Source organism: Fluviicola sp., assembly GCF_039596355.1.
Lineage (GTDB): Bacteria > Bacteroidota > Bacteroidia > Flavobacteriales_D > Crocinitomicaceae > Fluviicola.
In genome coordinates this window covers 186740-206088 of sequence record NZ_JBCNJW010000003.1, presented here as the reverse complement: position 1 = coordinate 206088, position 19349 = coordinate 186740, and the positions used below count along the sequence as shown (strand labels likewise).

Annotated in this window: 17 protein-coding genes; 8 read left to right on the top strand and 9 right to left on the bottom strand. The window is 44.0% G+C overall.

All coding sequences use genetic code 11. The features are described 5' to 3' along the window. Positions 1–422 precede the first annotated feature (422 nt). The gene (locus tag ABDV94_RS08900; protein WP_343606624.1) at positions 423–1022 is read left to right on the top strand and encodes a superoxide dismutase; all 600 of its coding nucleotides are present in this window, start codon (positions 423–425) and stop codon (positions 1020–1022) included. 200 nt (positions 1023–1222) lie between these two features. Here the strand turns inward: ABDV94_RS08900 and ABDV94_RS08895 are convergent, their stop codons facing one another. From ABDV94_RS08895 to ABDV94_RS08885, 3 genes are all read right to left on the bottom strand, one after another. Then, on the bottom strand, positions 1223–1468 hold the full coding sequence (locus ABDV94_RS08895; RefSeq protein WP_343606622.1) for a NifU family protein: 246 nt from the start codon (positions 1466–1468) through the stop codon (positions 1223–1225). Next, the gene (locus tag ABDV94_RS08890; protein WP_343606621.1) at positions 1455–2549 is read right to left on the bottom strand and encodes an Mrp/NBP35 family ATP-binding protein; all 1095 of its coding nucleotides are present in this window, start codon (positions 2547–2549) and stop codon (positions 1455–1457) included. Before ABDV94_RS08890 ends, ABDV94_RS08895 begins: the two co-directional genes overlap by 14 nt. Before the next feature lie 97 nt (positions 2550–2646). Then, on the bottom strand, positions 2647–7485 hold the full coding sequence (locus ABDV94_RS08885) for a hypothetical protein (RefSeq protein WP_343606619.1): 4839 nt from the start codon (positions 7483–7485) through the stop codon (positions 2647–2649). A gap of 158 nt (positions 7486–7643) precedes the next feature. On the opposite strand from ABDV94_RS08885, the gene ABDV94_RS08880 reads away from it, so the two are divergent. From ABDV94_RS08880 to ABDV94_RS08860, 5 genes are all read left to right on the top strand, one after another. Next, entirely contained in the window at positions 7644–8933 is a 1290-nt protein-coding gene (locus tag ABDV94_RS08880; RefSeq protein WP_343606617.1) for a gliding motility-associated C-terminal domain-containing protein, read from the top strand. Continuing rightward, positions 8930–9859 (top strand): type IX secretion system membrane protein PorP/SprF, encoded by a 930-nt coding sequence (locus ABDV94_RS08875; RefSeq protein WP_343606615.1) that lies wholly within the window; start codon positions 8930–8932, stop codon positions 9857–9859. Before ABDV94_RS08880 ends, ABDV94_RS08875 begins: the two co-directional genes overlap by 4 nt. Positions 9860–9957: 98 nt before the next feature. Further along, positions 9958–10923, top strand: a complete 966-nt coding sequence (locus ABDV94_RS08870; protein ID WP_343606613.1) for an OmpA family protein — start codon at positions 9958–9960, stop codon at positions 10921–10923. A gap of 88 nt (positions 10924–11011) precedes the next feature. Beyond that, positions 11012–11371 (top strand): CoA-binding protein, encoded by a 360-nt coding sequence (locus ABDV94_RS08865; RefSeq protein ID WP_343606611.1) that lies wholly within the window; start codon positions 11012–11014, stop codon positions 11369–11371. Between the two features lie 5 nt (positions 11372–11376). Further along, positions 11377–12135 carry a hypothetical protein gene (locus ABDV94_RS08860; RefSeq protein ID WP_343606610.1) on the top strand — a complete coding sequence of 253 codons (759 nt, stop codon included), beginning with the start codon at positions 11377–11379 and terminating at the stop codon, positions 12133–12135. Here the strand turns inward: ABDV94_RS08860 and ABDV94_RS08855 are convergent. The 6 genes from ABDV94_RS08855 to ABDV94_RS08830 form a co-directional block, all read right to left on the bottom strand. Next, a complete protein-coding gene (locus tag ABDV94_RS08855) occupies positions 12132–13202 on the bottom strand; it encodes a Fic family protein (protein WP_343606609.1) in 1071 nt (356 codons plus the stop codon). The genes ABDV94_RS08860 and ABDV94_RS08855 overlap by 4 nt on opposite strands. 78 nt (positions 13203–13280) lie before the next feature. After that, positions 13281–14330 (bottom strand): tRNA preQ1(34) S-adenosylmethionine ribosyltransferase-isomerase QueA, encoded by a 1050-nt coding sequence (queA, locus tag ABDV94_RS08850; protein ID WP_343606988.1) that lies wholly within the window; start codon positions 14328–14330, stop codon positions 13281–13283. A gap of 70 nt (positions 14331–14400) precedes the next feature. Beyond that, positions 14401–15096 (bottom strand): tRNA pseudouridine(55) synthase TruB, encoded by a 696-nt coding sequence (gene truB / locus ABDV94_RS08845; RefSeq protein WP_343606607.1) that lies wholly within the window; start codon positions 15094–15096, stop codon positions 14401–14403. A gap of 4 nt (positions 15097–15100) precedes the next feature. Continuing rightward, entirely contained in the window at positions 15101–15895 is a 795-nt protein-coding gene (locus ABDV94_RS08840) for an undecaprenyl-diphosphate phosphatase (protein WP_343606605.1), read from the bottom strand. A 3-nt stretch (positions 15896–15898) separates the two neighbouring features. Beyond that, the gene (locus ABDV94_RS08835) at positions 15899–16147 is read right to left on the bottom strand and encodes a DUF3098 domain-containing protein (RefSeq protein ID WP_343606604.1); all 249 of its coding nucleotides are present in this window, start codon (positions 16145–16147) and stop codon (positions 15899–15901) included. 24 nt (positions 16148–16171) lie between these two features. Next, positions 16172–17062, bottom strand: coding sequence for a permease-like cell division protein FtsX (locus ABDV94_RS08830; RefSeq protein ID WP_343606602.1), 891 nt, complete (start codon positions 17060–17062; stop codon positions 16172–16174). A gap of 151 nt (positions 17063–17213) precedes the next feature. On the opposite strand from ABDV94_RS08830, the gene ABDV94_RS08825 reads away from it, so the two are divergent. Next, positions 17214–17846 (top strand): YceI family protein, encoded by a 633-nt coding sequence (locus ABDV94_RS08825; protein ID WP_343606600.1) that lies wholly within the window; start codon positions 17214–17216, stop codon positions 17844–17846. A 218-nt stretch (positions 17847–18064) separates the two neighbouring features. Further along, a complete protein-coding gene (locus tag ABDV94_RS08820) occupies positions 18065–19336 on the top strand; it encodes an aspartate kinase (protein ID WP_343606597.1) in 1272 nt (423 codons plus the stop codon). The last annotated feature ends 13 nt before the right edge of the window (positions 19337–19349 follow it).

Genomic DNA, 19349 nt, shown 5'->3' with positions numbered 1-19349 from the left:
CCACAAATGTTGGAGGCGCTTACCAGCGGGATTTATGTACTTTAATCAGGTGACTACAAAAAGTACTTGTATGATTCATAATTTCAGTTCATGCCAGCAGGAACTCTTTATCTTTCCCGCAAATGCGCAAATATCTGATGCGCTTACCAGTCGCATCTTTACGCTGTAAACAATAACATTCAGCATTTATACTATTAGAAGCGAGTGCAGCCTGTCCCGATTTCTTTCGGGAGTAGCCGAGCTAAAAATTTGCGCATTTGCGGGAGACATTAAGTCTGGGTGCGTATTGTGATTAATTCCCGATGCATCGAGCGCCTCCATAGTTATTCAAATTAACCTTTCCTAACAAAAGCTTATTTCGGATTGAATCGGCTTTTTCAATTTTGTTTTTTATTTTTGTTAGACACATAAACTAAAATATCATGGCATTCGAATTACCAAAATTAGCATATGCATACGACGCGTTAGAACCGTATATCGATGCACGTACAATGGAAATCCATTACACCAAGCATCATCAGGCATATGCAACAAACTTGAATAATGCAATCGCAGGAACCGATTTGGAAGGAAAATCCATCGAGTTCATTTTGCAAAATTGTAAAGACAAACCGGCTGTTCGCAACAACGGAGGTGGTTTCTGGAACCACAACCTGTTTTGGGAAATCATGGCTCCGAAAGCTGGAGGTGTTCCAACAGGTGAACTGGCTCAAGCTATCAACGATGCATTCGGAACTTTCGAGCACTTCAAGGATGAGTTTTCAAAAGCAGCAACAACACGTTTTGGTTCAGGCTGGGCATGGTTGTGTGTTGAAGGAGGTAAATTGGTAATCTGTTCCACTCCAAACCAGGATAACCCAATCATGGGTGAAGGTTGTAAAGGAACTCCGATCCTTGCTTTGGACGTTTGGGAACACGCTTACTACCTGCACTACCAAAACCGTCGTCCGGACTATATCAATGCATTCTTCAACGTAATCAACTGGGAGGTTGTTACTAAGAAATTTACAGCAGCGAAATAATACGCTCAATGATATCAGACAAAAAACCCCGGTTTCAAATGAAACCGGGGTTTTTCTTTTTATGTCGTTTGGCTTAACTATTTTGTCTTCTTTCCGAAGGTCAATGAACAATGCCGTTCAGCTGTTAAAAATGACAGAAGAAAAATCATCAACCGACATGTCATTGCATGTCTTTAAAACTACGTACTTGTCCGGAAGGACTACTCTACTGCTTCAACAGCAACGATTTCCGGAGCCACTTTCTTCACAGCTTCTTCTAATCCTGCTTTGATCGTCATCATGCTCATGGAGCAATCACTGCATGCACCGAGTAATCTCACCTGTACGACACCTTCATCGGTAATATCAACCAATTCCATATCGCCACCGTCAGCGTTCAAGTGAGGTCTTAATTCACTTAATGAGTGGTTTATTTTATCGGTTAATTCGGTTTTATTTAACACCATCTGTTTGTGTTTTTATTGCTTTACGTGCTTTGATCACGTTTACCTCGTCTACAAAGATACGCACTAATTCTTCAAAAGCTAATGCTGTAGGCGTATTTTCCTGAAATACAGCCGGTCTTCCGACATCTCCGGATTCACGAACTCCCTGCACCAGTGGAATATGTCCCAAAAAGGTTTCGTTCATTCCCGCTGCCAGGTTTTTCACCCCGTCTCTTCCGAAAATGTAGTATTTGTTCTCCGGAAGTTCTGCAGGTGTAAACCACGCCATGTTTTCAACCAGACCTACTATCGGAACATTGATCGTATCGAGTTTGAACATATTGACTCCCTTACGCGCATCTGCCAGGGCCACTTCCTGTGGCGTGCTCACGATCACCACTCCATCGAGTGGAACGGTTTGTACAAGTGACAGGTGAATATCCCCTGTTCCCGGAGGAAGATCGATCAATAAGTAATCCAGATCTCCCCAATACGCATCTGTAAACAACTGCGTCATCGCTTTGGCAGCCATTGGTCCTCGCCACACGATTGCTTCGTCGTTTTGAGAGAAGAACCCGATGGACAGAATTTTGATTCCGTAGCTCATCACCGGATTGATCATCGGTTTTCCGTCAACATCCAGCATGGTCGGACGTTCTCCAACGACGTCAAACATCGTCGGCATACTCGGCCCGTAAATATCTGCATCTACAATTCCTACACGGTAACCGGCTTTTGCCAGTCCTCCTGCCAGGTTTGCCGTTACGGTAGACTTCCCTACCCCTCCTTTTCCGGATGCAATGGCAATGATATTCTTCACTTCCGGAAGAATTTTACGATGCGTTTCACGTGCTTCGGACGGAAGTCCTTTCACCATACAGGTAATCTCCAGGTTTTCCCCGAAAACTCGCTTCAAATTGAATTCCACAGCTTCCTGCATGCGTTTTCTGGCATGTAGTGCGGGATTGGAAACATAGATGGTCAGTGTGATCTTCGAATCTTCAATTTGCAGGTCTTCTACAAAATTGAGCGTTACGATGTCTTTCTTTAAATCGGGTTCCAAAATTGTCCCCAACACTTCCAAAACGGCTTCCTTGGTCATATACTTGAATTATGATACAAAAATACTGATTCGAAAGGGAAGAATGAATTCCTGGTCCAATAAAAAAGTCCTCTGAACATTCAGAGGACTTTTACTTTTATGGTCTAACTACCGGTTTCGGTGTTCTTATCGGTGTGGTCGTGGTTGGTTTTGTCGGCGGAGTCACAAGTGTTCCGGGCTTTGTTACACGAACAGGAGTCTTTCCGCTATCTTTTTCATCGTCGGTAGTACCGCCTTCGGTTCCATTCGGTCCACCTGAACCTTTCCCCGGGTTGGACTCATCTGTTCCATCCGTATTGTTTCCGTGTCCGTTGTTCCCATTCCCTGATCCTTCAGTTGCATTTTGATTGCTGCTTGGGTTTACAGTGAACAGACATGTTTTGCTATCCGATCCGGAAGCATTTCTCGCTGTGATCACCAACGGAATCGAAACCGTAGCCGAAGTAATATTCACCACGAATGAGAAGGTCAGGACATTGCTTTCAATACTGGAAGCGTATTCCACATTTTCTCCGTTATAGGAAATCCCTACCTGGCTTGCACTGGAAACATGCTGCACGGTTCCGGTTATCGTTACGTTTCCTGCAGGAAGAACCGCCGGACAACGCATCGGGTTTGTCAATGTAATCACCGGAGCAGGAATCACTTCCGGAGCATTGTAAATCACTGTTTTCGTATCGGATGCCGTTCCGCCGTTTGTAACTGCTGTTGCAACAATGACGTTTGCTCCCTGTACATAACTTGCATTGAACTTGATTGCACCGGTTGCTGCTTTGAAATCAAAGTTGGTTGCCACCCCGTTTACAGTTACTGAAACCTGGGATGCAGAAGTCACTCCTGTTGTTGCAATCAGGATCGTTTGAGCAGACTGATCTGTTTCCAGCGGCGTCATAGAGGGGCTCGTAATCTGGATAGTCGGCGGAGTAACTACCACGACTTCATTGCGCAGCACATTGATTGTCTGAGCCGCTTTTCCGCATCGGTTCACTACAGAAACGGTCAGCGCATTTGCTCCCAGAACCAGGTTACGCGATACGGTAAATACTCCCGTTTGCTGGTTGTAAACAAACGCAATGTTCTGTCCGTTATGCATCACGGTGATATTATCCTGGCTTTCTGCATTGGAAATCGTTCCTGACATGCTGAATGCATCGGAAGTGACGGTTGATCCGTTTGGAGTAGAACTGTTGGTAATTGTAATCACAGGCGGTTTGCACACATTGCGTGTTACCGTCCAGCTCAACTCTTTCGATCCGCACTCGTTTCTGACTACCGCAATGATCGTATGTGTTCCTTCTGTCAATGCAATCGTTGCAGACAAAATCTGAGATCCTTGATCGTATGTAAACGGAACCGCTACGCCGTCCATTTTCAGTTCGATTTGAGACGCTTGTGTAATCTTGCTCAGTGCAGCCGTCAAGGTAACCGATTCGGCTTCTGTTGTCAATTGATCAGAATCCGGTTTCAGTCGTGTGATATTCGGAGCAACACAAGGCTGCTTCATCACTACGATCGTTGTTACGCTCGTGAATCCGCAAGTATTGGTCGCTTTGATCTCGATTGAGTTTGAACCTTCAACCAATACCAGCATTTTTTCAAATCCGGTTGTTCCTGCATCGTATGTTCCCGCTGTTTGCAAACTTCCGTTCAGGTAAACCTCAATCTGGTTCACAGAAGTCACATTCAATACCGTTGCCTGCAGGTTCAATCTGCTGATTTCAACAGTTGTGCTCTGTGCTGCCGGGTTCTTGAATGTAATTACCGGCTTGTTGCACGGAACTTCAATCTTCTTATAGATCACCGATGTAGAAGCAGTGTGGCTTCCCCCGGCATTGGTTCCTGTAATTTCAAACACATTGTTTCCTGCATTCAGGTTGTGGTTAAACGTTACTTCGCTGGTTGAAGGATTGAACGTCCAGAAACTTGGATTTACGACCAACCCATCTTCTTTCAATACAATCTGCGACTGAGTAGTCACATTCAACACGTGTGCTTTCACCACATAAGCTTCATTCGAAACAACTTGTCCCGGACTTGCAGGATTGATAAATGTCACGAACGGAGGGTTGATGACCTCATCACGTTTGAAAATGATCTGCGTATCATCGGATGCCGTTCCGGCCGTATTGCTTGCTGTAATTTTCACGGTGTTTGTTCCCAGATTCAGCGGCGTATTCATCGTCAATACTTTCGTCGCTGCGGAATAGGTAAATGCCGTAGTTGCAATTCCATTTACCAGCACCTGGATTTGCTGCTGACCGTCTACGTTAAGAACTGTTGCCGATACATTGCTATTTGCAACATTCACTGTATGCGGGTTTGCAGCCGGATAGGTAATCGTTACCACCGGAGGAACCGTCGGATTCGGAGCACGGTAATTAATCAGCGTTGTTTTCGAATCGGAACCTGCAGCATTTGTCGCTGTAATTTCGATCACATTCGAACCATTTACCAGTCCGGTTGTGAATTCCATCATTTCACTGGATGCGACGTAACTGAAGTTGGTAGAAACCTGTCCGTTAATCTTTAAGACAATTTGATTTGCAGCAGCAACAAAACGTACGCGTGCTTTTACCAGGTATGTTGCGTTGAATGATGTAGCCGGGCTCACATTCGGATCGATGAAAGAAACCACCGGAGGCTGAACCGTAACCGGTTTTCTGTACAGGATTGTTTGCGGTTCACTTGCAGTACCCGCAGTATTGGTTCCCGTAACGGTGATGATGTTTGCTCCTTCGATCAGGTTTACCGTGAAAGCAGCTACACTGTTTACAAACGTAAAGTTGGTAATGTTCGTCCCATTCACATTCACGTTTACTCCGCTCTGGTTGGTTACATTCAATACCGAAGCCGTTACGTTGTAAGTCGAAGATGTCGTAGAATACGGATCTACATTCGGATTCGTAAACTGAACAACCGGAGGCTGCACCACAATTGCCGGTTTGTAAATGATCGTGGTTTGTTTTGAATCTGTTCCGTCCGTATTCGTTCCTGTAACCGTTACCACGTTTGCACCGGCAACCAGGTTCAACGTTTCAGTCACCCCGTTTGTTCCGGAATTGTAAACAAAATTCGGAAGGTTCGCACCGTTCAAAGTCACTTTGATCTGACTTTTCTGCGTCACGTTCAACACCGTTGCATTCAGGTTGAACACGCTGCTCGAAGTTTCCTGCGGATTCACCGAAGGATTCGTAATGGTTACGATCGGCGGTTTCGGAGCCGGACGGTTGTAAACAATAATCGTTGTTGCCGAAGCGGAACCTGCCGCATTCGTTCCGATGATTTCAAACACGTTTTGTCCCGGATTCAACACCACGTTGCTCGTAAACTTATCTGATTGTGCGTTATAAGCAAAGTTGTTATTGATCGTTCCGTTTTGTTTGAAGCTTACGTGCTGTGCATCATCCACATTCAATACATCCGCATTCAGTGTGAAGGTATTCTGGTTCACAGTATACGGGTTGATATTCGGGTTCACGAAGTACACTACAGGCGGTTGAATCACCTGCACCGGTTGGTAGATAATCGTTGCTGTTTCACTGTCCGTACCATATTGGTTGGTTCCGGTAGTGGTCACCATGTTTGATCCCGTAATCAGGTTCAATGTCGAAGTAATACCGCGTGTAGAACCGTTGTAAGTGAAATTCACCGGGGCTCCGTTCAACGTCATCGTAATCTGGTCTTTCCCGCTTACATTCAGAACTGTTCCCGTAAGGTTGAATAACGGATTCTGAACAGTTGTCGGGTTCGAAGCCGGGTTCGAATAAGTCACCACCGGAGGTGTCGGAGTTTCTCTGACATAATTGATCACTGTCTGATCCATATCAGATCCGTATTCGTTTGTTCCCGTTAGTTCAAAGGTATTTTGTCCCGGAACCAGGGTCGCTAAATATTGGAAATCCTGGGTAGACGGATTGAAGGTGAAATTTGTGATGTAATTTCCGTTCTGGCGGAAGATCACATTGGAGCTGGAGCTTACACGCTGAATGCGTCCTCTGATCAGATAACTACCGGCATTAACCGTTGTTCCGGTTACGCTCGGATTGGTAATATCAACAATCGGGGGATTGTTTACCGTAGCAGGAGGAGTCACTACCGGGTTCGTTACAACCGGCTGGCGAACCGTATCCTGGTAAGTCGTGTGGTCATAGTGTCTTCGGATATGGAATCTCAGGTAGAAACTGGTGTAGTGATACCAATCGTTTTTGTATTTTCCTTTTGCCTGTACATGTCCATCAAAACGGTCATCCAGCGTAAAAGTAGTCTTATGTTCAATTCCCAGTGAGAACCATTTCCCGACCTGGTAACCCAAACCGATTCCTACGCTTGGCATAAAACGCCCCAGGTTTGCAGGGGAATTCAAATCCGTGTCGAATTTTTTATCTGTTAAATTTTGAATTTCGGTTTGAGTGTACGTATGATTCGCCAATTTCAGCGAATCATACACATAGGTAAATCCGTCTTTATCAAACAAATCTCCTTTTGTACGATACCAGGTATAACCGATTCCTCCGAAAATATACGGATCCCAACCGGTTCTTTCTCTCAATTTGTTAAAGTGGATTGCCAGCTCCAAACTCAGTTCGTGCAGGCGTGTTCCGAAATTCAACGCAACCGGATCTCCCTGTGCAGTGTAATTGGAATAGATCGGATTAGCGGAAACATTTGCTGCTTCGGTGCTGTAACCTTTCCACAGACCGGTCAGGTATCTCAAACGCAGGTCAAAGCTCAGCGGTTTTCCGTAGTTGTAGTTGAACTGGTGTCCGAGAATGGCTCCGTAACCCAAATCCAATTTGAATGGAACGTCGGTTTTTGTCCAGGTTCCTCCGATGTTAAGTCCCCAAAACCAACGACTATCGTTGTCGTAATCGACCTTCTGTGCAAACAGGGAGGTAGTAAAGAGCAGACTTACAATTAGCGTGTAAAAATATTTCATAGTCCTAAGTTTAATCTATTTTGCTGCTTAACCATCTTTGTGCCAAAAAAACACCCGATCGGCTCTATTTAACAAAATTGACGGGGCGAAACTACGAAAAAACGTTTAAAATATCCCTGAATGTATTAGTTTTACAATTACATAGACGATTTCAGAGCATGCGTTTTCTTGCTGTTAAAGTATTGTTAATATCATTTTTATGTGCAATTGAAGGTTTCGCTCAATTGGCAAATGACGCTTGTGCGACAGCTACCTCTCTTTGTCCGAGTGTGGGAGTTTCCGGTTCGAATATTGGGGCAACGGCAGCTACCTGCCCTACCTGTGAAGATAATTTCACATTTTGTTTCTCCGGAACCAACAGTGTTTGGTATCAATTTAACACCAACGTAACGGGTGGAGATGTGGCCTTCACATTCAGCAATCTGAACTTCAACCTCCAGGCAAACCGGGGAAACCAACTCCAGGCAACCATCGTGCAAGCCGTCGTGCCATGCGATGCCGCAACCTACGCGATGGTCAGCAATTGTGAAGCAGGTTCAGCAGGAGCCTTTACCATCTCTGCAACCGGACTTCCTGCAAATACCACTTATTACCTGGTGGTAAACGGTGCAAAAAACGGTGGTGCAACCCTTCCCGCCGAAGCAACATTCGACCTCATCGGTTCAGGAACCGGATTTGATCGTCCTCCTGCCGGACTTTCCATCGGCGGACCAACCATGACTGTCTGTCCGCAAACTCCGACGTCTTTTACCGCTTACCTGGTAAACTGCACAGATACCAGTGATTTTTACTGGTCTGTAAACGGCACACTCAGAGCCGTTACCCAGAGTTCTCTCTGGCTCACCAGCGAATTACAGAATGGAGATGTGGTATCGGTTGTTTGCAGCTGCTTCAACATCTGCCCGGATACATTGACTTACACGTATCCTGCAGTCAGTGTGGATCCGCTTACGGTAGACGCCGGCCCGGATTTAACTGTTCAGGCTGGAGGAAGCGTGCAATTAGTCGGAACATCAAACGGGACGGATTTTATGTGGAATCCAACCCAGACATTGAACACCCCGTACGCCATTTCGACCTATGCCACACCGGAACAAACAACCGTTTACACCTTAACTGCATTGAATGCGAATTGCGCACTTTCAGATGAAATGACCGTATTCGTATCGGATAACCTGACCATTCCGGGAAGTTTTTCTCCGAACGGAGACGGGCACAATGACAAATGGGTCATCGAAGGAATTGAATTTTACCCGGATGCACAAGTGGTTGTTTACGACCGCTGGGGACAAAAAATCGCCGATATTGCGGGCTACAGCCTCACCAAAGCCTGGGATGGTACCAACAAAGGAAAACCGGTATCCGACGGCGTTTATTTTTATTCACTGGATTTACGCCTGAATAACGACACCAAACCTTTAAAAGGTAGTATAACCGTGATCCGATGATGAAAAACAGTCTGCTCTTCCTGTTTCTGCTCCTGTGTTCCTGTGCTTTTTCACAGCAGGTCGGACACATGTCCCAATGGATGCATCATCAGTATGCAATCAACCCGGCATATACCGGAATCAAAACATGTTTGGAAGCTCAGTCCACGCTGAGAGGACAATGGATCAAAGTAGATGGGGCTCCTTATACCGGCTGGGTGAGTGTCAATGCACCGCTGCAGGCAAAACGAAAAAAATTCCTGAGTGCACGGCATGGACTGGGTGGATTGGTCTACATGGACCAGATCGGACCCTTCCAGGATATCCGTGTACAGCTTTCCTACGCCGGACATTTCAATTTTTCAGTAACGAACCGTTTATCACTGGGACTGGCTGTCGGAGCACGGCAATTGTCTTTCGACATGAGTAAAGCCATGCCACTCACTCCCGATCCGACGATCAACGGAAGCGCTTCCCAAATTCTGCCTACCGCTACATTTGGAGCCTGGTGGAACGGTAAAAACTACTTCCTGGGATTCAGTTTGTACGAGTTGATTCCTCAGAAATGGAACATCATCGGAACAGACGCTCAATCTCAAATGCATGCGATGTTCACTGCCGGATACAAATACCAAATCAATCCGAAAATCGATCTTTATCCGGGAATGTATTTTGCCTACACCAAAAACACGCCGGTTGAACTCCAGTTTCATGCCATTGCAGAATTCCAGAAGAAATTCAACGTGGGGCTGGGTCTCCGAAACACAGATGCCTTGATTGCCATGTTCGGAATCCGTTTCAAAGACAAATGGAAACTGGGTTATTCCTATGATTTCGTCCTTTCCAAATTGCGCCCAAACACGTTCCACTCGCACGAATTGACACTTTCGTTCTCACCTTGTAAGCAGCGTTCGGAAAGCACATCCGGCTGTTTCGATTTCGATTAACCCCTGCAGCTATTCAGATTTCACTGTTTATAAGTATCTGTACACCGGCCTGAAAGCGGTTTTTTTCTTCCGAAATTTGAGAGCTAAAGCATTTTTCAATGAAATTACAACTTTCAATCCTTGCACTGGTTTGCTCACTGGCAGCTTGTGTACCTGCAAAAAAATACAACGAACTTCTTGAAAGAGAAAAGAGTTGCAGCGAAGAACTCAATAAATACAAAGCTTCCAGTATCGAAAACGAAGGAAAAGCAAAAGACCTGCAAGTTGCCGTAGACCAATTGCGGAAAGATGTCATCAACCTCAAAAAAGACACACTCGAACTTGGCTCCAACTTGCGCTTTCTGCAGTCTCAATACGACATGATGGTTGCACAGAATGAGGCATACGAACAGAAACTGGATCAACTGCGGATGAAAGGCGCAAAGGAATCTGCAACTTATCAGGCAGATATCGACTCGAAGAATCAGGAACTTCAGCGAAAAGAAGATGCACTGAAAAATTTGGAAAGCGAATTGATTGCCAAAGAAAAATTGCTGTTAGAACGCGAAGAGCGTTTAACAGAACTGGAAGAAATGATCAAGCGCAAGGACGATGCAATGAAACAATTGAAAACCCGCGTTTCAGCCGCTTTGAAAGGATTTGAGAACAAAGGACTGACCGTTGTTGAAAAAGACGGTAAAATCTATGTCTCCCTTGAAGCGAAGTTGTTGTTTGCATCCGGAAGCACATCTGTTGAAGCAGAAGGAAAGAAAGCCCTGGTGGATCTCTCCAAAGTACTGGAAAACGAAAAAGATCTTGAAGTTATCGTAGAAGGTCACACCGATACGGACAAACTGGCAAGCGCTTCACATCCGAAAAACAACTGGGAATTGAGCGTATTACGTGCAACAGCGGTTGTTGAAATCATGATTGCAAACAGTAAGATGAACCCTGCTCAACTCATGGCTGCGGGAAGAAGTGAGTTCCACCCGGTGGATGTAAAAGATAAAGCAAAAAACAGACGTATTGAAGTCATTATTTCTCCGAATCTGAACGAATTATACAAGATTCTCGAAGGAAAATAAACACCCGTTAAACTTTCCCAAAAGGCACCTGAATCGGGTGCCTTTTTGCTTGGATTTTCGTAACTTCAATACTCAAATAATAGAACAAATGGGACACACATTAGTCATCGGAGCAACAACCAAAGAAGACCGTTACGCAAACAGAGCAATCCGCTCATTGAGAAATCATCAACACCCCGTTATTGCATTCGGTCAGCGGGCCGGGAAGGTACAAGATGTAGAAATCGAAACCGAATGGAATCCCGAATGGAAAGTCGAAACGGTTACCTTATACCTCAATCCACATAACCAGGAAGCATTCATCGACCGGATCATTGCATTAAAACCAAAACGGGTGATTTTCAATCCGGGAACGGAAAACCCGGAATTCATTGAAAAATTAAACGCCGCCAATATCCACCCCGAAGTAGCGTGTACGCTTGTAATGCTCTCTATCGGAAATTACTAAATTACATGATTCAATTCTTCTCCTTCTTTATCATCCTGTTCATTCTTCTTTTCCTGGGAATTGTAGCACTCATCGTATGGGTCGTCGTAAAATCGACACAAAAGCCTGTTGGAGAAGAAGCCCGACAGGAACGAACTGAACTACTCAACAGCGTGCTTTCCAAAAGAGACAGACTGGTATCCTGGGATAATTACGCTATTGAAAACCTCCGTCCCAGTGCATCCTACAAATACATAAGGGGCATTACAAATAGTTTCTCCGGCAGACTACTTGCAGACGACGGGCAGTATGTACTCGCATTTAAACGCATTGAACGGGGATTTCAACCGGTTGGCTCTATAGCCGCAGCAACAACCTCCTTTGAACTCTTTTTCATCAATGAATCGGATCGTACTGAATTCTACTATGACCGGATGAAAATTGGTACCGTATTAAAAACCGGGGGCATTTTTGACAAAGATGGAAAGCGAATCGGAACCGTGAATCGCAGCAACACTTCAACGATTTCTATCGGAGAAATACTTGATATCCACACGGGCTCGCCTCATTACGATTTCACCATGAATGGTCGTGTACTGGCCAAATTTTATGTCACTCCACGGATTTCAAACTTCTTCGGAGGTAGCTTGTTTTCAATCAATGAAAACTCCGGAAGCAGAATTATTCAACCAATTGAAGAACCGAGGGAAGATGAAAAGAAGTGGCTGGAGGCCTGGACTGTCTATGAGTTAATCTATCACGGTTTTTGGTTTAACGAAGTTTAACCACATAATTCGATGTGTTCTTTCAGGGCTTGAATCACGGTTTCGGCAATCAAGTGATAAAATGCATTTTTCTGGTCTTCAGGAGCGGTTTCCAATGCATTGTAATAGCGTAGCCTGTTCTCCAACTCTCCTTTGATATTTGCAATGGGATAACCGTATTGCATCAGGATTAAATTCATCACTAAACGACAAGTTCTTCCATTCCCATCAATGAACGGATGAATCCGGACGATTTGTTCGTGCATTTCGGCTGCGAGAATCACCGGGTGGAGCACCGTTTTATTTTCCTTGTAATACACAAATACTTGCTCCATGAGAGGATTCAGCATGTAAGGTTCCGGCGGCAAATGAGCGCTTCCGGAAATACGAACTCCAATACCGCGATAAACGCCTGCATTTTCCCTGTCGATTCCTTTCAGGATCAGGTAATGAATTTCTTTCAATACGCGTTCTGAAAAAACCGTTTTATTCTGAATGATCTCTCCCAGGTAATGAATCGCTTCGGTATGATTAATCACTTCGAGGTGCTCTCTGACTGATTTTCCACCAACCGTAATTCCATCATTGACGACCAGGTAGGTTTCCTGCAAGGTCAGAGTATTGCCTTCAATCCGGTTACTATCATAGGTATAGCTCAAATTGAAATATTCTTCCATTTTGCGAAGCTGGGTCTGGTTCAATGGTTTCCGGGATGCCCAAATTCCCTGCAATCGCGAACATTCTTCCAATAAATCTGACAACTCAGAAGAAAGTGATTTTTCGTGTGTGATTTTTTTCTGCCGATCATATTTCACCCGTTCCTCAGCAACGCGCATTGCTTTATCAAACAAATGACTGTCATCACTAAACAGCGCATATATACGCTCTCCGATCCAGCTTGCTCTTGCTGTATCTTCATCCAGCTGCAGATGTTCTATCAACAGCTGAAGGTGTTTTTCAGACGGATGTCTTTCTCCTTTTTCATATCTGTTGAGAAGGGAGGTATCTATCCCGGATGCCGCTGATAATTCTTTCAGCGTATAGCTAAGCCGTGATCTTGCTTCTTTTAATATCTCTCCCAATCTCATTATTGACACATTTAACATTGACTAATTTAGTCAAATTTTTGGAATTAAAAAATCCCCGAAGCATTTCGGGGAGATTTTTTACAATATTAACATCGCATCACCGTACGAATAAAACTTATATTTTTCTTTGATTGCTTCATGATAAGCCTCCATCATCAGATCATGCCCGCAAAATGCTGAGATCATCATCAACAATGTAGAAAGTGGCGTATGGAAGTTTGTTACCAGGCTGTCTGCAATACTAAAATCGTATGGAGGGAAGATAAATTTATTCGTCCAACCATCAAATGCTTTCAGCATATTATCTGTAGAAACGGATGTTTCAATGGCACGCATAGAGGTTGTTCCAATAGCACAAACACGTTTCTTATTTCGTTTTGCCTGGTTTACAACTTCAGCTGCTTTTTCTGAAATAATTACCTGTTCGGAATCCATTTTATGCTTTGTCAGATCTTCCACTTCTACTGAGCGAAAAGTCCCCAATCCAACGTGCAATGTTACTTCTGCAAAGTTCACTCCCTTCAACTCCAAACGCTTCATTAGTTCACGGGAGAAGTGCAATCCTGCAGTTGGAGCTGCTACCGCCCCTTCTTCTTTCGCGTAAATTGTTTGATAACGTTCTTCATCCGCATCCTCTACATCTCTTTTGATGTACTTCGGAAGGGGTGTCTCACCCAACTCGGTGATCTTTGCCTTAAACTCTTCGTATGGTCCGTCAAAAAGGAAACGCAACGTACGCCCTCTCGAAGTCGTATTATCAATTACCTCAGCAACCAATGAATCATCATCACCGAAATACAATTTGTTCCCGATTCTGATTTTACGCGCCGGATCTACCAATACATCCCATAAAAGGCTCTCGCGGTTCAATTCTCTCAACAGGAACACTTCGATTTTAGCGCCGGTCTTTTCCTTATTCCCATACATTCGGGCAGGGAATACACGTGTATTGTTCATAATCATCACGTCACCTTCTCCGAAGTACTCAATGATATCTTTAAACAAACGGTGTTCGATTTTCCCGGTATCGCGGTGCACCACCATCAGGCGTGCTTCGTCGCGGTTTTCACTTGGGTATTCAGCAATCAGTTCGTCCGGAAGGTCAAAACTGAATTCGGAAAGCTTCATTTTATTCATACAAGCTGTATTTTTAACGCTTTAAATCAAAAGAGCGCAAAAGTATAAAAAATCAGGCTATTTACAAAGGCTGCTCTTCAATGAATGCAATCCACTCATCGACACTTTTAGAATCTTTAACATCGTAAGCCCCAGAGTGTGTTCTTCTCAGAGCAATCAATGTTGCACCACACCCCAGCTTCTGCCCGAAATCATGCGCAACAGAGCGAATATAGGTTCCTTTGGAACACGAAATTTCAAAATCAATTTCCGGAAACCGGGAGGCATCGATTTTGAAATCGGTAATTTCGATTGTATTGGATTTCAATTCTTTTTCAATTCCGGCACGCGCATAATCATAAGCACGTTTTCCATCAATTTGTTTTGCAGAAAATAACGGCGGAACCTGTTGCTGCACACCTAAAAAACTCTGACGAACTTCTTCCATTTGAGCTTCGGAAACTGCATCTGTCGGCTTATCGGAATTGTACTCTGTTTCCAGATCGTAAGAAGGTGTTGTTCGCCCCAACAAAAAGGTTCCGGTATATGTTTTGGCATCCGAAGTCAATCCTTCAATCAATTTGGTGTGTTTGCCGATACAAATTACCAGCAGACCGGTAGCCAGCGGATCCAATGTTCCTGCATGCCCTACTTTCAGTTTCTTTACCCCGAGGCGTTTTCTCAAATGCCAGCGAAGTTTATTCACCGCATCAAATGAAGTCCATTCAAAAGGTTTATCCACCAAAATGGTGCTTCCCTGAGCGAATTCAGTAATCATCAAATTAAAGGATTGTAAGTTGGTAGCCGGACAGCAATAAAATTAAAATCAGTCCGCCAAGAATGATTCGGTACCACCCGAATAGTTTGAATCCGTGTTTATTCAAAAAGCCGATGAATCCTTTGATTGCTACAATTGCTACAATGAATGCCACTACATTCCCGATAACCAGCAGATTGATCTGCTCTCCGGATAAGGCATCATTTTTCTCAAAGTAATCCAGCGTTTTCTTCGCTGTTGCTCCCAACATGGTAGGCAAAGCCAGGAAAAACGAAAATTCTGCCGCCAGTTTACGGCTCATCTTCTGGCTCATCCCTCCCACGATTGAAGCTCCTGAACGGGAAACTCCCGGAATCATCGCGATGCATTGAAAGAAACCAACCTTCAAGGCATCCCAATAGGTCATCTCTTCCATTTCATGAATCCGTGGTTTATTGAACCAGCGATCTACAAACAACAAAATCCCCCCTCCAACGAGTAGCGAAATAGCCACTGCCATCGGGTTTTCCAGGAGCTGATCAATATAATCGGAAAGTAACACCCCAAAAACAGCTGCAGGAATAAATGCCACGATGAGTTTCAGGTAAAACTGAACACTTTGAAAAAAGCGCTTGAAATAAAGCACGAACACCGCCAGGATTGCTCCCAACTGGATCATGATCATAAACAACTTGGTAAAATCATCGTTTTCGACACCCATTACTGCCGAACCCAAAATCATATGCCCTGTTGATGAAACAGGCAAAAACTCAGTCAGGCCCTCAATGAGAGCCAGGATTACTGCTTCAAACCAATTCATGAATTATTCTTGAGAATGATCTTTTTTCGCTTTCTTCATGATGCCGTAAATCATCACTGCAAATCCTGCAATGATCAGGATCGGCGAAATCGTGATACGTACGGTTGAGAATAACTCTTCCGCGTTAAATTCGTTTGGATTATCTGATCCTCCTCCAATCATCAGGAGATACCCCAAAATATTGATGGCTAAACCAATAAAAATGATTCGCAGGTTTTCTTTTCTAATTGGAAAGTCGAATTTATTGTCCATAGTAAAACTGAATGTGTGGCTAAATTAATATAAATCATCCAATTTCGCACGTAAATATTTGTTCAGTGCAAACCAGGTCGATACAATGGTCAAAACACAGCCGATCACCAGCAGGGAGGCGAAGAGCAATAAGATATCCAGCAGTTTCAGATCGATCTCAACCACATCCAGGATATTGTTCAAGGCAAAAAACACCGTCATCAGGAACGCCATGCCGATAATTCCGGAAACGATTCCCTGGAAAACAGCTTGCTTCAGGAATGGCCGGCGGATAAATCCACTCGTAGCACCAACCAATTGCATGGTTTTGATCGTAAAACGGCGGGAATAAAGCGCCAGACGGATGGTATTGTTAATCATGGCAACAGCAACTACGATCAGCAGGGAAGCCACCAGCAAAATCAAAAAGGCGATTTGCTTGAATCCCAGGTTGACTTCTTCCAAAGCTGCTTTATCGTAATTCACTTCCGCGAGCATATCGGCATACTTATCATGGAGGCGCGTTTCGATTTCTTTCATTCCCTTTTTGGTAGCGTAGGTGCTTACCGGTCGGAAATTAATCGTCGGAGGAAGCGGATTCTCCCCCTCGAAAATGGCCAGGATCTCATCCGAGTTTTGATCGGAGCCTTTGAATTCTTCAATGGCACGTTCCGGGGAAACAAAAACAACTTCCTTAAAGCAATCCCAGGATTTCAACTCCTGCTCCACTTGTTTGATATCCGCCGCATTGTATTCCGATTTGAAGAATAAATCACCGTGCAGATTCTCTCTGGCCTGTTTCTGCATGGAATCCAAACCGATCACTCCCGCCAAAACCAGACCGATCATGAACAAAACCAGCGAAATCCCAATTACCGTAGAAACGTAACTGGTACGCAGCCCCTTTTTTCCTGTCTTTTCGATTCTTTTACTCATCGAATCAAAATTAGTATTTTTTAATTAGATGCTTTTTTACTAATTTAAGAAGCTATTAACCAAGAAATGAACAAATTTTTATCTTTTTATAAAATTATTACCATGGTAAATAAAAAGATGTATATTTGTCATCAACATTAATTAAGTTCACATGAAGAAAACACTTTTTTACGCAGCATCAGTTGCATTTATCGCTTTCGGAATGACAGCGTGCGGAGGTTCAACAGAAGAAACTGCAGCAGCAGACACAGCCGTGACTTACCAATTGGATGCAGCAGCTACTACTCTGAAATGGAAAGGAAACTACGCAGATGATTCACACTCTCACAATGGAACGGTAAAGGTTTCTGAAGGTTCTGTAACTTACAAGGGAGATGCATTCGAATCAGGAAGCTTCAAAGTCGATATGAAAACTGTTGAGAGCGAATTGACTCCTGAGACAGGTTCTGATAAACTGATCGGTCACCTGAGCACTCCGGATTTCTTCAATATCGCACAATTCCCGAATGTTGAAGTAAAAGTAAACAGCATTTCCGACAAAGAAATCGATGCTACATTGGTTATTGCAGGAAAAGAAGTTCCGGCAAAAATGCCAGTGACTATTAAAAAATCAGACAAAGAATTGACTGCAAAAGGAAAATTCACCATCGATTTCTCTTCTTTGGATGTAAACGGTTTCAAACCAAATCCTGAAATGGAAAAAGAGAAGCCAAACCAGTATGTAAAACCAGGAGTTGAGTTCGAATTGAACCTGGTATTGAAAGCTGAAGCAGCAAAAGAATAATCAAACCTCAATAGGAGGTTTTCAGAAAGGCTTTCGTTTAACGGAAGCCTTTTTTATTTCCAGCAGCAACAAAAGCGAATGAATAAAAAATAACATTAAAGGATTATATTTAATCATTTACAAACAATTCGTTTTATATTTAAAAAAATGTGATTTTCTGTTTTCAGCCATTCTACTAAATCCTTTTCTGATTATTTTTGCCCCAAATTAATTCTCAGATGAAAGTTTTCAAATTTGGCGGGGCTTCAGTGAAAGACGCCAATGCTGTACGGAATGTGTCGCACATCCTGTCCCTTTTCCCTAAAGATCAACTGATCGTGGTCATTTCCGCCATGGGAAAAACTACCAATGCCATGGAGCAAATTGTGGACGCTTTGTGGAAACGGGACGAAAAACGCTACCTGGAACTGATCGAAGACCGTTATCAGTTTCACCAGTTAATTGCAGCAGAACTCTTTCCTGAGAAACATTATTACATCTACCAGCAAATAGAAGAGTTGTTCGATTCCCTGAAAAACCGCTTCCACCTGCCCGTTTCCGATAATTACAATTTCGAATACGACCAGATCGTTTCCCTCGGGGAAGTGTTATCGACGATCATTGTAGAAGCGTTCATGAAGGAAGAAGGACACCTGACAACCTGGATCGACTGCAGAAAAGTCATCCGCACCAACCACGAATACCGCGAAGGCGAAGTGGACTGGGCAAAAACGGAAGCATTAGTCAACGAGCGGTTGATCCCGCAATTCAAAGACAAGCGAATCGCCATTACACAAGGATTCATCGGACACACTTCCGAAGGTTTTACAACCACACTGGGTCGCGAAGGCTCTGACTTCACAGCTGGAATTCTCGCATACTGTACCCAGGCCGAAAGCGTAACGATCTGGAAAGATGTTCCGGGAATGCTGAACGCCGATCCGAAATGGTTCGACGACACGGTGAAACTGCAAAAGATCTCCTTCAAAGAAGCCATCGAATTGGCATACTACGGAGCAACCGTGATCCACCCGAAAACGATCAAACCGCTTCAAAACAAAGGAATCCCGTTATACGTTAAATCATTTGTAGATCCGGGCGCAGAAGGAACCGTGATCCAGGAATCCACGGATTTCGATCACCTCGTTCCGTCATTCATCTTCAAAATGGAACAGGTGCTGATGTCTTTTACTCCGAAGGATTTCTCATTCATCGTTGAGGAAAACCTGGGCGACATCTTCCAGCAGCTGGCATTTTACGGAGCAAAGATCAACCTGATGCAAAACTCAGCTTTGAGCTTCTCCATTTTGTTCGACCGGTCAAAAACCGACCCAATCAAACTGGTTGAAAAATTCAAAGATCAATACACTGTCCGCTACAACGAAGGACTGGAATTGGTTACGATTCGCCACTACGATCAGGCAACCATTAATCGTGTCACAGTAGACAAAGATATTTTACTCGAACAGCGGACAAGGCAGACCATCCGCATGGTGATGAAGAACAAATAACTGAAATCCCGTT